The organism is Microbacterium sp. TPD7012 (assembly GCF_003075395.1).
Taxonomy (GTDB): domain Bacteria; phylum Actinomycetota; class Actinomycetes; order Actinomycetales; family Microbacteriaceae; genus Microbacterium.
Window position 1 is genome coordinate 440,921 of the sequence record NZ_QDFV01000002.1, and the last position, 12,973, is coordinate 453,893.

Sequence of the window (12,973 nt, forward strand, 5' to 3'; positions counted from 1 at the left end):
CTGGCCGCGGCATCCGACATCGGCTCAGGTCGGGAAGCGCACGCCGGTCAGCTGCTCCGCAGCATCCCAGAGGGCGGCGCCGGTGGCAGGCGATCGGACCTCGTCCGAGGCGCGCACGCGGGTGGGTGCGCCGCGGAACTCGAGCGCCCCTCCCGGACCCCAGTAGTCGCCGCTCTCTGCCTCGCTGGCCGTGGCCGCATGGATCAGCGGCGCGGCGCCGTCGTCCTTGCCCTGCACGAACGGTCGGCTCAGGGTGGCCAGAGCGCGCACGACCACGGGCACCTCGACGAGTCCGGGCCGCGGGGCGGTGAGCGGATCGACCGCGTACCCCGGATGTGCGCAGAGGGCGGATCGCCCGGTATCGGACCAGCGCCGATCCAGCTCGAAGGCGAACGCCATGAGCGCGGCCTTGGAACGCCCGTACTGACGCAGCGAAGAGCCGCGCCAGGGATCCGAGAGACGGCCGGGCTCGAGCCGGGCGAAGCGATGCGCGATCGAGCCGACCGCCACCACGCGGGCATCGTCGGCGAAGAACGGGGCGAGCTGGGCGAGCAGAGCGAAATGCCCGAGGAAGTTGGTGCCGATCATCAGGTCGAAGCCGTCGTGCGTCCGGGCATCCGTGCGGGCGGTCTTCACACCGGCGTTGCAGATGACCGCATCGAGTCGTTCATCGACGTCGGCTGCCGCGCTGCGGATGCTGTCGAGTGAGCCGAGATCGACGGAGACGATGCGCAGCTGCGCGTCGGAGACGCGGGCGGTGATCGCCGCGACCGCGGTCTGCGCTCGCTCGGGCGATCGGCATCCCAGAAGCACGCGCGCACCGCGAGCGGCGAGGCGCTCGGCGCACCAGTACCCGATTCCCGCGTTGGCTCCGGTGACGAGGATCGTGCGACCGTCGAGGTCGTGCCGCAGCGGCAGGGGAGCATCCATCTCCCCAACCTAGATGCTCAGTGCGCGTGGTGATCGTGGTGATCGTGGTCGTGGTCATCGTGCTCGTCGTCGAAGATCATCCCGACGGAGGTCGCGCATGCGTCGCCCCTCCACGCCTCCACGCCCTCGCGCACCGCGAAGGCCGCGATGACCAGCCCGGCCACGGCATCCGCCCACCACCAGCCGAACAGCGAGTTCGCGACGAGGCCGACGAGCACGGCGGCCGACAGGTAGGTGCAGATCAGCGTCTGCTTCGAGTCGGCGACGGCAGTGGCGGATCCCGCCTCGCGACCCGCTCGCCGCTCGGCGAACGACAGGAAGGGCATGACCACCACGCTGACGGCGGTCAGGACGATCCCGATCGTGCTGTGCTCCGGTCGTTCCGCCGTGACGAGGGCGAGCACGGAGGTCGCGGTGACGTAGACGGCGAGCGCGAAGAAGGCGATCGCGATCACGCGCAGGGTCGGCTTCTCCCAGCGTTCCGGGTCGCGTCGCGTGAACTGCCAGGCGACGGCCGCTGCAGAGAGGACCTCGATGGTCGAATCGAGGCCGAACCCGACGAGCGCCGCCGATGAGGCGATCGACCCGGCGGCGATCGCCACGACCGCCTCGATGAGGTTGTACGCGATCGTGATCGCGACGATGAGTCGGATGCGTCGATGGAGGGTCGCGCGGCGGTCCGCGGTGAGCGTCGACATCAGCAGCTGCATCCTTCGCCGTCGCAGCAGTCCGGCTCGACGATCAGGGTGACGCGCACGAGTTCGTCGAGGGCCGGCGCGAGGTGCGGGTCCGTGAGGCGATAGCTGCTCCGGCGGCCGTCGGGGACGCTCTCGATCAGTCCGCATCCGCGAAGGCAGGCCAGGTGGTTGGACATCACCTGCCGGGAGACGCCGAGATCATCGGCCAGTTCGGCGGGGTAGCGGTCGGTCGCCCGCAGTGCGAGCAGGATGCCGGCACGCGTCGGATCGGACAATGCGTGGCCGAGACGGGCCACCGCCGCGGTATGGGTGAGAGATGCCGTCGCCGTGGTCATGATGACAACCGTACAGCAGAACCTGAATTCAGGAATGCCTGAATTGAGATCAGTAGTCGACGGTGCCCTGCGCGAGCACCTCGGGATCTCCGTCCCGCGGGCCGGTATCGATGATCGACACCGCATGCTGCCCCGAGGTCATCGGCAGCTCGATCTCTCCTGTCCAGACGCCGTCGGAATCGAGGGTCACGACCGCTCCGCTGCGCTGATCATCGATGACGACCAGGACAGTCGTTCCGCCGACCCCGCCGATGGTCACGGTGGCGATCGGAGGGCATCCGATGAGATCGGCGGGAGTCACGGCGACATCGACCCACCACCAGCGCGATCGGCTGAGGGAGGTCGTCGGTGGGGGATCGTGCTCGCTCGACGCGGTCACGGGCGCCGTCACGGGGGCGGTCGTGGGTGACGCCGGAGGTTCTTCGACGGGCGCCGGAGCGGCGTCGGGTGCCGGCACCGGAACGGGAGTCGGCACCGGTGCCGGAGTGCTCGTAGCGTCGGCGATCGGAGCGGCGATCTCGCGGATGCCCACGGTCGAGGACGTGGCGGGATTCGGCTGCGCGAGGTCCGGAGACGGAGCGAGAGGCGGTGCGGATGCCGCCTCGTCCGGCAGCGCGACCGACGGCAGATCCACCGCGGTCGCGTCCGGTTCGGTCGGGGTGCGCAGGAACAGACTGCCGCTCACCGAGAGGGCCACGGCCACGGCGGCGGCGACGGGCCACAGCACGGGCGCCGTCGGCGCTGCGGCCGCAACGATCGCCGCTGCGGCCTGCCCCGCCCCGAAGTACGCGGGGACGATGACGAGTCCGGCGCCGCCGACGAGGAGCGGGCCGAGCGTGATGGCGCGCGCGAGGTGTCTCGCCTCACCGGCCGCCGCGCGGCAGTCGGCGCACGATTCCAGGTGCCCCGCGACGAACTTCTGCGGGCGCGGACCCAGATCGCCCTGCACGTAGGCGCCGAGCAGCTCGATCACGCGCACATGGTCGGAACCGGCAGGTGCACGGCGGAGGTGCGCGCCGATCCACGCCTTCCGGAGCCCGTCCCTGGCGCGGTACGTCAGAGCGGCCACGGCGTTCGCCCTCATGCCGAGCACATCGGCGATCTCGCGAGGGGGGAGCTGTTCGACCTCGCTGAGCCAGAGCGCATGCTGCCAACGATCCGGAAGCGCGCAGAAGGCCTCGGTGAGGGCCGTGGAGTTCATCATCGCCTCGACGTCGATCGTACCGACGCCCGAGGGGGGCTCCTCGACCGCGTCGAGCGGAACCGTCGTCGGCGCGCGCCGAGCGGCCGTCAGCCAGGTGTTGCGCACCGTGGTGAGTAGATAGGGACGGAACCTCTCCTCCGGTCCTCGGCCGGTGCGCACCAGCTGCAGGATGCTCAGGAACGCATCCGAGACGACGTCCTCGGGGTCGGGCGGCGCGGCGCCGAGGCTGCGGGCATAGGCCACGGCGGTCGGAGCGTGTCGGCGCCAGAGCTCGGAGAACGCACGACGGTCGCCGTCGCGGCTGCGCCGGAGGAGGTCGGCGTCGGTCTCGTCGGCGATGCCTGCGCCAGAGCTTTCCATGAGACCTCGTGTTCCGTCGCACGACGTCCGGGTGTCGCGTCGGGGGATTGAGAGATTACCGCAGACCGGGTGGCCGACTTGCGAGGGTTACGACGACAGTCGAGCACCGCACCAGGAGAAAGAGGGTGGGATCCCGGGGAAGGGATCCCACCCTCTGGCCGCTCTGTGTGAGGGGTGGGCGGCCGATGACGGAGCGAGCCAATATCCCCAAAGGCCCGGACCTCCGTCATAGGCAAGACCCCGTGGCGGACGAATCATGACGCGAGTCCGCCGAATCGGTCGGAGGCGCTGTTCGGATCAGCGGATGGCGTAGACCGCACCGCCGACGATCACGGCGACCGCCGTCGTCCAGCCGATGATCGCGAGCGCCTGCCAGAACAGCACGCGCGCCTTGCCGACGCCGGCCGCGGCGAGCATCGTGGCGGTGAAGTGGGTCGGCAGCAGCAGCGGTCCGAGAAGGCTGACCCCGGGAACGCCGTAGCGCTCGAACGCGCGCTGGAACTTCTCCCGGCGGGCGGCCTTGCGATCGGTGTGCGGCGCCTCGGACTCGGGTGCGGCTGACGCTCCTCCTCCTGCAAGGGCCGGTTCCTTCACACGAGAGCGGTTCACGATCGCGCTGCGGGCACCCGAGCTCGCCAGCACCAGTACGGCGACGCACACGAAGTTGCCGACGATGGCTGCGACGGCGGCGATCACCGGGTGGATGCCGCCGATGATCCCGATGCTCGCGGCACCCTCGCCCTCGATGAAGGGGATCGCGCCGGCGAGGGCGACGATGAGCGGCTGCACGAGCTCGGGGACCTGGGCGACCCAGTTCTGGAAGATCTCGATGAGGTTCATGGGGTGTGCTCCCGGTTGTCGGTGCGAACGGCGTGTCCGTTGCGATGGATCCAGTCCACCGTTCTCCGGCCGCACACGACAGTGCCGAGCCGTCACCGCTTCACGGGTGGATCGCACGTCGTATCCGTGACATCTGTCACGCCCGTATCGTGAGAGCGTGAGCAGCCGCATCGAGCCCCTCGCCCCCGCCGTTCCGACCCCGGGGGCGGTCTCGCTGACGCGCGGCGTCACGGTCACCTGGTGGTACACGGCGGGCGCCGTGCTGTTCATCGAACTCACGGTCGTCGCCACCGCGACCGCCTTCGTCGGGGCGACGGACCTCAGCGGCATAGCGCTGCTCATCGCCGCGGTCAGCGGACTCCTGTGGTTGGCCTCGACCCTCCTGCTGCTGTTGGACTATCGGCGCCGACTCGACGCGCGACCGGGGGTCCCCTGGGGGCGGCTGTGGCTGCCGCTGCTCGCCGCCGTGGCGTTCGGGCTCGTCGTGGGGCTGCTCGGTCACAGCTGGCAGCTCGCCGTCATGCCCCTCGCGCAGTCGATCGTGCTCTTGAACTGGCCCAGCGGCGTGCGCTTCCGGGTCGTCCTCGCGGCGACCCTACTGCTGGTGGGACTCAGCGTCGTCGATTCCGCGGCGGCATCCGTCGACGCCTTCCTTCCCCGGTGGCTGCCGGTGATCGTGATCTCGCTGCTCCCGTTCATGACGGTCAGCTCGCTGTGGTTCTGGGACGTCATGGTGACTCTGGACCGCGCCCGTGCATCGGAGGCGCGCCTCGCGGCGACGCAGGAACGGCTGCGCGTGGCGACCGATGTGCACGACCTGCAGGGGCACCACCTCCAGGTCATCGCGCTGCAGCTGGAGCTCGCGGAGCGGCTGCTGCCGCGCGATCCGGATGCCGGCATGGAACAGCTCCGTGCCGCGCGGGTCAGCGTCGACGAGGCGCGCCAGGGCACGAGGGACCTCGCGACCCGGTACCGGTCCGTCCCGCTGAGCGATGAGCTCGCCAACGCCCGAGACCTCCTGCGCGCCGCCGGCCTCGAGGTCGAGGCGGTGATCGATCCGGATGCCGCCGCCGCACCGGCATCCGCTCTCGGGCCGGTGATCCGGGAGACGACGACGAACGTGCTGCGGCACGGCGGTGGACGCCGTGCGCGTCTCGCCCTGACCCGGACGGTGGATGCCTGGCGGTACGAGATCGCCAACGACGCGGTGCAGGGCGCCCGGTTCGGTGACGACGGCTCCGGCCTGGACGGTGTCCGTCGTCGGATCGACGACGTGCACGGCACGCTCGAGATCCACGCCGACGCGGAGGAGTTCGTGGTCGTGGTGACCGTGCCGTCGAACGTGGAGGAGGCTCGATGATCCGCGTGCTGCTCGCCGACGACGAGGGGATGATCCGGTCGGCGCTCGCGGCGCTGCTGCGCCTGGAGGAGGACATCGAGGTCGTCGCCGAGTGCGAGGACGGCGAGCAGGCGGTCGCCGAGGCGCTGCGCCTGCAGCCCGACGTCTGCCTGCTCGACCTCGAGATGCCGGGCCTCGACGGCGTGCAGGTCGCCGAGCGTCTGAATCGGGCGATCGCGACGCGCTGCGTCGTCGTCACCCGTCACGCGCGGCCCGGCGTGCTGCGTCGCGCGCTGGCATCCGGCGTCGCGGGGTTCCTGCCCAAGTCCCGCGGTGCCGACGAGGTCGCGGCCGTCATCCGGCGGGTGGCAGCGGGCGCGCGCTACGTCGACCCGGAGATCGCGGCGGATGCGCTGAGCGACGAGCGCTCGCCGCTGACCGATCGCGAGCTGGACGTGCTGCGTGCCGGACGGCGGGGGGAGACGACCGGACAGATCGCCCGTGCCCTCGCGCTCGCGCCGGGCACGGTCCGCAACCACATCTCGGTGATCCTCGGAAAGCTGCACGTCGGCACCCGACAGCAGGCCGTGCTGATCGCCGAGGAGCGCGGCTGGATCTGACTGGAGCCGCGTCCTGGAGGTCGCTAGGCTGTCGGCCATGGGAACAATATGCTTCGCGCCCGTGATGGGGCGCACCCTCGTGTTCCGCGACCGCCGCGCCTGACGGCGCGCTCGCTCGCACGCATCTGCGCGCCGTCCATCGAGATGTCATCGCACCTCGGGACGGGCTCTCTTCGCTGACGCTTCTCCGCGTTCCCCCCTCTCTTCGAGGTGCTCCGAATCTTCCTCTGGAGCGCACTCATGCCTCGTTCAATCCACGGCGGCCGACACGAACTCGGCCAGAACTTCCTCACCCATCGCCCCACCCTCGGACGCATCACGATGATCGTCCGGCGAACGTCCGGGTCGATCCTCGAACTCGGCGCCGGCGACGGCGCCCTCACCCGCTCGCTGGCGGAACTCGGACGACCGCTCACGGCGATCGACATCGACGAGCATCGGGTCCGCAGACTGAGCGGGCGCCTGCCGAGCGTGCGGGTCGAGCACGCCGACGCGACGCGCCATCCGCTCGACGCCGATGTCGTGGTCGGCAACATCCCCTTCCACCTGACGACCCCGATCCTGCGGCGGATGCTGTCGACGGGCCGGTGGCGCGACGCGGTTCTGCTGACGCAGTGGGAGGTCGCCCGCAAGCGGGCGGGCGTCGGGGGAGGCACCCTGATGACCGCCCAGTCGGCGCCGTGGTTCGAGTTCTCCCTCGAAGGGCGTGTCCCGGCGTGGGGCTTCTCGCCGCAGCCCAGCGTCGACGGTGGTCTGCTGTCGATCACGCGACGCGGCTCACCGCTCGTGCCGATCGCCGAGCGTCGCGCGTACGAGGGGTTCGTTCGGTCGATGTTCACGGCGCGCGGGGCGACCCTCGACGCGGTCGTGGCCTCGGCGGCTCGCGTGTCGAGGGCCCAGGCACGGCAGGCGCTGACGGCCGCCGGCGCATCGGACCGGCGTCTCCCGCGCGATCTCGGACCGGAGCAGTGGTCGGGGCTCTGGCGGTGGTTCGCGCGGTCGGCGTGAGGAAAGGGGGTGCGTCCGAGGCGCACCCCCTTTCCGATCACCGGGTCTCGAGCACTGCTCGCAGCCGTGCGGCGAACTCCGCGGGGTGGTCGACGAAGCCCGTGTGATCGCCCGGGAACCTCGTCGGCTCGACGTCGAGGTGCGCGCCGAGCGCCGTCGTGGTGCGCTCGCACAGCTGACCGACCGACTCCTCGCCGATGCCGAGCACGAAGCTCACGTCTGCGCGCCGCAGCGCGTCGAGATCGGGCTGCCAGCCGACGCTGCCGAGGTACTCGCGCTCGAACCAGAAGCGCTCGTCGGCGAGGCTCTGCGGATCGGCATCCCCGCCGAACCACTGCACGAGCACCTCCTCCGGCATGACGATGTTCGCCTGCGCGAAGAACATCCGCCACGCGCCCAGGCGATCCCCGCCGAGAGCGAGCGCGATGAGGTCCTCCGCGGTCTGCAGCTGGGCCTCGTGATCGGGCAGCAGGCGCAGCAGGGGCGGTTCATGGGCGATCACGACTTCGACGAGGTCCGGTCGGTCCTGCGCGAGGGCGAGCACGGTGACGGCACCTCCGCTCGATCCGAGGACCGTCGCGGGTCCGCGACCGACATGCTCGATCAGGGCGGCGAGATCCGCCGCCCGCACGGCAGGACTCGACTCGCGTGTCGGGTCGGCCACCGTGCTGCGCTTGATCCCGCGGGGATCGGCGGTGAGCACCGTGTGATCGGCGCCCAGCTCGTCCGCGAAAGGGGCGAACGCGTCGGCATCCATCGGGGAGCCGATCAGCGCGATGAGCGGACCCTCCCCGCGCACCTCGTAGTGGAGGCGTGCGTCGGGGCGGTCGAGGGTCGAGGTGGTGTTCATGGGTGTCTCCTTCTCTCGGTTACTGCTGCTGGGGTACGGCGGTGGTCAGGGGCGTCGACGATGACGTCGAGCGGATGCCGCGGCAGCAGCGGATCACGGGCGGCGCGGTGATCGCCAGGAGGACCGCGAGCCCGGCGGGCAGCAGCATCGCGACGGGCAGAGAGGTCGCGGCGGCGAGAAATCCGATCAGGGCGGGGCCGAGGAGCCCGCCGCCGTAGCTGATCATCGTGACGACGGAGAGCTTCTGGGCGGTCTCGCCGCGCTCAGCCAGGGTGCCGATCACGATCGGCCAGATCAGGGCGGTCCCGGCCCCCGCGAGCGCCCAGCCGGAGACGGCGACGATCACGGCGACGGGCCTGTCCGGCACCAGACCCGCGGTGAGCACGGCGGCATAGCCGATCGCGGCGAGCCCGCTGGTGAGGCGGACCGTGCGCAGCGGCCCGAGCCGGCGGCGGAGCGCGTCGCCGCCGAAGCGCATCACGGTCATCGCCGCGAAGAAGACGCCGTAGACCAGGGAACCGGTCGCCGGATCCGCGCCGAGGATGCGGGTCGTGTGCAGACCCGCCCAGTCGGTCGCGGCACCTTCGGTGAGGAAGGCGGCCGCCCCCACCATGCCCAGGGCGACGAGATGGCCCGGCCGGAGCGGTGCAGCGCCGGCATCTCCCGTATCGCCGTCGACGGAAGGGACGAGCGCGGACGCCGGAGCAGCACCGGACGCCGTCGGCAGCCCGCGCAGCCGCATCCCCACCAGAGCGGATGCCGTCACCAGGAGCCCCGCGCCTCCGGAGATCGCGAGGCGACTGTCGAGGCCCGCGTGCAGAGCGGCGGCGAGCAGCAGCCCGCCGCCCGCGGCGCCGAGCGTCCAGAAGCCGTGCATGCGGGCGATCACCGGCCGCCCCATCGCCGTCTCCACCGCCATCGCCTGGGTGCTGAGCGCGATGTTCGTGGCACCGCAGCCGAGTCCGAACATCCCGGCCGCCAGGAGCAGCACGGGAAGGGACGGCGCGATGCCCGCCAGCAGGAGGGCACCGCCGGCGCATGGCAGTGCCGCGGCCAGCATCCGCCCGGCCGAACCGGAGAAGCGGCCCGCGGCCCGCATCGCCAGCAGCGCGAAGCTCGCGACGACGAGCAGCATGACGCCGATGGCCGCCGGTCCGAGGTCGAGGCGCGCGTCGAGCGCGGGGAGACCTGCGCCCCAGACCGCTGTCATCAGACCGGTCAGCCCGTGGCAGAGGGTGATGAGTCGGCGGCGGGAGCGGAGGATGTCCATGGCTCCAGGGTGCGCCGGCACCGGCCGCCATCTCCAACACCCTTTTGCGCGCGATTGACGCGTTCCTGTTGTGAATCCGGTATAACGAGACCATGGCCGATGAGCTCGAGCTGCGTCTGCTGCGCCACTTCGTCACGGTGGCGGAGGAGCTGCACTTCCGTCGTGCCGCCGAACGGCTGTTCATCGCCCAGCAGGCCTTGAGCCGCGACATCCGGCGGCTGGAGGATCGGGTCGGCACCCCGCTGCTCACCCGCTCCACCCGCAGCGTCGAACTGACGGATGCCGGGCGACGGCTGCTGCCGCGTGCGAAGGAGATGCTGGCGCTGCACGACCTCGCGCTGCGCGAGCTCCGTGACGATGAACCCCTCGTGGTCGACGTCGTGGACGCGGAACTGACCCCGGCTCTGGTGCTGGAGGCCGTGCGGAGCCGAGCGTCGGGCAGCGAGTTCATCGCCCGGTTCGGTCAGCGCGGGGACGGGGGCCGAGGCTCGTCGGCAGACGTCGTCTTCGATCGCGTGCGGCGTCCGTCGCCCGAGGTGTCGTCTCAGCTGGTCCGCTTCGAACCGCTCGCGGTGCTCGTTCCGGAGCGGCATCCGCTGGCGGATCGGGACGCCGTCGCCTTCGAGGATCTGCGCGGCACACGCGTCTGCTCGCGTGCCGGCGGGCACGTGACGGAGGGCTGGATCGACGCGACCGCGCAGCTTCTGGCACCGTTCGGCATAGACCCGGCGATCGGCCACCCCGTGGTGGCGGGAGGGGAGGAGCTCGCGCAGCATCTGCGGCTGCGCAGCGCTCCCGTGCTCGCTCTCGCCTCCCAGCAGCCGGTCGAGGGGGCCGTCCTCCTCCCGGTGGTCGACCCGATCCCGCTCTTCCCCTGGGCGATGTCGTGGCGCAGTGATCTCGACCACCCGGGGCTCGACGAGCTGCGCGAGGCCGCTCGTCGGCTCACGGAGACCCGGGGGTGGCTCGATGTTCCGGCGGGCGCGTGGCTGCCCTCGCCCGAGAGCCGATCCGCGGGGTGAGCCACACGTCGGGAGCGCGACGTCAGGTCCGTGGCGCGGAGTAGCCTCGGCTCATGGTCGCTTTCGGAACGCTCGACACCCCCGTGGGCGTGATCGGCGTCGTCAGCGACGGCACCGCGATCACTCGCCTCGGCTGGCGCGCCCCCGCTCCCGAAGGAAGCGGATCCCGACCGGATCCGCTGCTGAGCGAAGCGCTCGCCCAGCTGCGCGCCTACTTCGCCGGCGAGTTGACGACGTTCGATCTGCCGATCGATCTCGGCGCGCAGACGGCGACCACGCACGCCGTGCTCACGGCGCTGCACGAGACCGTCGGCTACGGCACGCCGGTGACGTACGGTCAGCTCGCCGCGCGCAGCGGCACCGACGTGCCCGCGCGGGGGATCGGCTCGATCATGGGAGCGAACCCGATCCCGATCATCGTGCCGTGCCATCGGGTCGTCGCCGGCGACGGCCTCGGCGGATACTCGGGCGGCAACCCGGGTGAGGGACTCGCCACGAAGCGATGGCTGCTGGAACTCGAGGGCGCGCTGCCCGCCTCCCTGTTCTGATCCGGTCCTCGTCATCCCGTCATCTCGGCCCACCGCGGCCTGAGAGAATGGAGGCGCCGAGTCCCGATCCCGAGGAGCCAACGTGCAGTTCATCTCCACCCGCGGCGGCATGCAGCCGCAGTCGTTCAGCGAGACGCTGCTGGAGGGCCTCGCGCCCGACGGGGGACTCGCCGTTCCCGAGGTGATCCCGACGGTCGACGGCGAGACGCTCGAGCGCTGGCGCGCGCTCACGTATCCGCAGCTCGCGACCGAGGTGCTGGGACTGTTCGCCACCGACATCCCGCGTGCCGACCTCGCCCGGATGACGGCCGACGCGTACGCGGACTTCCCGGCCGGCGTCGTCCCGCTGCGCGCGATCGACGGCGACCTCACGCTGGTCGGACTCTCCGAGGGGCCGACGCTGGCCTTCAAGGACATGGCGATGCAGTTCCTCGGCCAGGTGCTCGAGTACACGCTGGAGCGCCAGGACGCCGTGCTCAACATCCTCGGCGCCACCTCCGGCGACACCGGCTCGGCTGCCGAGCACGCCCTGCGCGGCAAGGAGCGCGTCGCGGTGTTCATGCTCTCGCCGCAGGGGCGGATGAGCGCGTTCCAGCGCGCGCAGATGTTCTCGCTCGACGACGCGAACGTGCACAACATCGCGGTCGAGGGCGTCTTCGACGACTGCCAGAATCTCGTCAAGCACCTCGCGGGCGACCTCGTGTTCAAGCGCGCTCAGCACCTCGGCGCGGTGAACTCCATCAACCTCGGGCGGATCGCCGCGCAGGTCGTGTACTACTTCTGGGCCTGGCTGCGGGCGACGGATGCCGGGGGCTGGACCGAGCTCTCGTTCACGGTTCCGTCCGGCAACTTCGGGAACATCCTCTCCGGGTTCTACGCCAAGCAGATGGGGCTCCCTGTCCGTCGGCTCGTCCTGGCCGCGAACGAGAACAACGTGCTCGACGAGTTCTTCCGGACCGGTGTCTACCGTCCGCGCAGCGCGGAGCAGACGCTGGCCACCTCCAGCCCGTCGATGGACATCTCGAAGGCGTCGAACCTCGAGCGGTTCATCTTCGAACTCGTCGGACGTGATGCCTCACGGGTCGTCGGCGCCTGGCGCGACCTCGAGGAGCAGGGCTTCTTCGACTTCTCCGCCGAGCTGTCCCGTTTCGCCTCGGAGTTCGGCATCGTGAGCGGCACATCGACCCACGACGACCGGCTCGCGACGATCCGCTCCGTCTACGAGACCACGGGCGAGATCATCGATCCGCACACGGCCGACGGCGTCCGCATCGCCCGGGAGTACCTCGAGCCCGGTGTGCCGATGCTCGTGCTGGAGACCGCGAAGCCCGAGAAGTTCGCGGAGACGATCCACGAGGCCATCGGCGTCGAGCTCGCCTACGCTCCCGAGCTGCGCGAGATGCTCGATGCTCCGCAGCACGTGACCGAGATGGCGGACGACGAGCACGTGCTCCGCGCCTTCATCGCGGAGAACGCGCTGCACTGAGTCGGCGGGCGCGGAGCGCCTCGGTCACTCCGGGTTGCCGTGCAGCATCCAGGCGATGCCGAAGCGGTCGACGAGCATGCCGAACGTGCCGCCCCAGGGCGGGACATCCAGTGGCATGGTGATCGTCGCGCCGTCGGACAGCCTGTCCCACACCTGCTGCGTGACCTGCTGCGTGTTGCCGCTCAGCGACACCGATATGCCCTGCGGCTTCTCGTACGTCATGCCGTCGGGAGTGTCCGACGCCATGAGCACCAGCCCCTCGGGTGTCGTCAGCTGGCCGTGCATGACCAGGTCCTTCTGACTCGGGTCCTGCACCATGTCGGGGAAGTCCCCGAACACGCTGATGTCGAGCTCCCCGCCGAGGACGCTCTGATAGAACTCGAGCGCGTCGCGCGCGTCGGTGCGGAAGGACAGATACGGGTTGAGATCGGGCATGGACGACTCCAAGGATGTGCGGGACGGA

General features: G+C 70.9%; 14 protein-coding genes. 6 read left to right on the top strand and 8 right to left on the bottom strand.

The genetic code is table 11. The features are described 5' to 3' along the window. Nucleotides 1-24 precede the first annotated feature (24 nt). From DC434_RS06100 to DC434_RS06120, 5 genes are all read right to left on the bottom strand, one after another. The gene (locus DC434_RS06100; protein WP_116634392.1) at nucleotides 25-930 is read right to left on the bottom strand and encodes an SDR family NAD(P)-dependent oxidoreductase; all 906 of its coding nucleotides are present in this window, start codon (nucleotides 928-930) and stop codon (nucleotides 25-27) included. 17 nt (nucleotides 931-947) lie between these two features. Continuing rightward, a complete protein-coding gene (locus DC434_RS06105) occupies nucleotides 948-1,628 on the bottom strand; it encodes a cation transporter (RefSeq protein ID WP_116634393.1) in 681 nt (226 codons plus the stop codon). Next, the gene (locus tag DC434_RS06110; protein ID WP_116634394.1) at nucleotides 1,628-1,963 is read right to left on the bottom strand and encodes a metalloregulator ArsR/SmtB family transcription factor; all 336 of its coding nucleotides are present in this window, start codon (nucleotides 1,961-1,963) and stop codon (nucleotides 1,628-1,630) included. The genes DC434_RS06105 and DC434_RS06110 overlap by 1 nt, the downstream gene beginning before the upstream one ends. Before the next feature lie 49 nt (nucleotides 1,964-2,012). Further along, on the bottom strand, nucleotides 2,013-3,527 hold the full coding sequence (locus DC434_RS06115; RefSeq protein ID WP_116634395.1) for a sigma-70 family RNA polymerase sigma factor: 1,515 nt from the start codon (nucleotides 3,525-3,527) through the stop codon (nucleotides 2,013-2,015). Between the two features lie 297 nt (nucleotides 3,528-3,824). Continuing rightward, nucleotides 3,825-4,367 carry a small multidrug efflux protein gene (locus DC434_RS06120; RefSeq protein ID WP_116634396.1) on the bottom strand — a complete coding sequence of 181 codons (543 nt, stop codon included), beginning with the start codon at nucleotides 4,365-4,367 and terminating at the stop codon, nucleotides 3,825-3,827. Nucleotides 4,368-4,524: 157 nt separating this feature from the next. On the opposite strand from DC434_RS06120, the gene DC434_RS06125 reads away from it, so the two are divergent. The 3 genes from DC434_RS06125 to erm all read left to right on the top strand — a co-directional run bounded on the left by DC434_RS06125 (nucleotide 4,525) and on the right by erm (nucleotide 7,334). Further along, entirely contained in the window at nucleotides 4,525-5,727 is a 1,203-nt protein-coding gene (locus DC434_RS06125) for a histidine kinase (RefSeq protein ID WP_243408835.1), read from the top strand. Beyond that, nucleotides 5,724-6,326, top strand: a complete 603-nt coding sequence (locus DC434_RS06130) for a response regulator transcription factor (protein WP_116634397.1) — start codon at nucleotides 5,724-5,726, stop codon at nucleotides 6,324-6,326. Before DC434_RS06125 ends, DC434_RS06130 begins: the two co-directional genes overlap by 4 nt. A 240-nt stretch (nucleotides 6,327-6,566) precedes the next feature. Next, entirely contained in the window at nucleotides 6,567-7,334 is a 768-nt protein-coding gene (erm, locus tag DC434_RS06135; RefSeq protein WP_116634398.1) for a 23S ribosomal RNA methyltransferase Erm, read from the top strand. 37 nt (nucleotides 7,335-7,371) lie between these two features. Here erm and DC434_RS06140 read toward each other — a convergent pair whose 3' ends face one another. Together DC434_RS06140 and DC434_RS06145 are read right to left on the bottom strand one after the other, a co-directional pair. After that, complete coding sequence (locus DC434_RS06140) at nucleotides 7,372-8,184, bottom strand: alpha/beta hydrolase (protein WP_116634399.1); 813 nt, start codon at nucleotides 8,182-8,184, stop codon at nucleotides 7,372-7,374. A 19-nt stretch (nucleotides 8,185-8,203) separates the two neighbouring features. Then, complete coding sequence (locus DC434_RS06145; RefSeq protein WP_207769916.1) at nucleotides 8,204-9,454, bottom strand: hypothetical protein; 1,251 nt, start codon at nucleotides 9,452-9,454, stop codon at nucleotides 8,204-8,206. Between the two features lie 92 nt (nucleotides 9,455-9,546). Here DC434_RS06145 and DC434_RS20330 point away from each other — a divergent pair, with 92 nt between their 5' ends. The 3 genes from DC434_RS20330 (at nucleotide 9,547) to thrC (ending at nucleotide 12,510) form a co-directional block, all read left to right on the top strand. Further along, nucleotides 9,547-10,476, top strand: coding sequence for a LysR family transcriptional regulator (locus DC434_RS20330; RefSeq protein ID WP_116634400.1), 930 nt, complete (start codon nucleotides 9,547-9,549; stop codon nucleotides 10,474-10,476). Nucleotides 10,477-10,529: 53 nt separating this feature from the next. Continuing rightward, a complete protein-coding gene (locus DC434_RS06155; protein ID WP_116634401.1) occupies nucleotides 10,530-11,024 on the top strand; it encodes a methylated-DNA--[protein]-cysteine S-methyltransferase in 495 nt (164 codons plus the stop codon). 82 nt (nucleotides 11,025-11,106) lie between these two features. Next, on the top strand, nucleotides 11,107-12,510 hold the full coding sequence (gene thrC, locus DC434_RS06160) for a threonine synthase (protein WP_116634402.1): 1,404 nt from the start codon (nucleotides 11,107-11,109) through the stop codon (nucleotides 12,508-12,510). Nucleotides 12,511-12,534: 24 nt separating this feature from the next. Here thrC and DC434_RS06165 read toward each other — a convergent pair whose 3' ends face one another. Continuing rightward, nucleotides 12,535-12,945: a VOC family protein gene (locus DC434_RS06165; protein WP_116634403.1), complete on the bottom strand. Its 411-nt coding sequence runs from the start codon at nucleotides 12,943-12,945 to the stop codon at nucleotides 12,535-12,537. Between the last annotated feature and the right edge of the window lie 28 nt (nucleotides 12,946-12,973).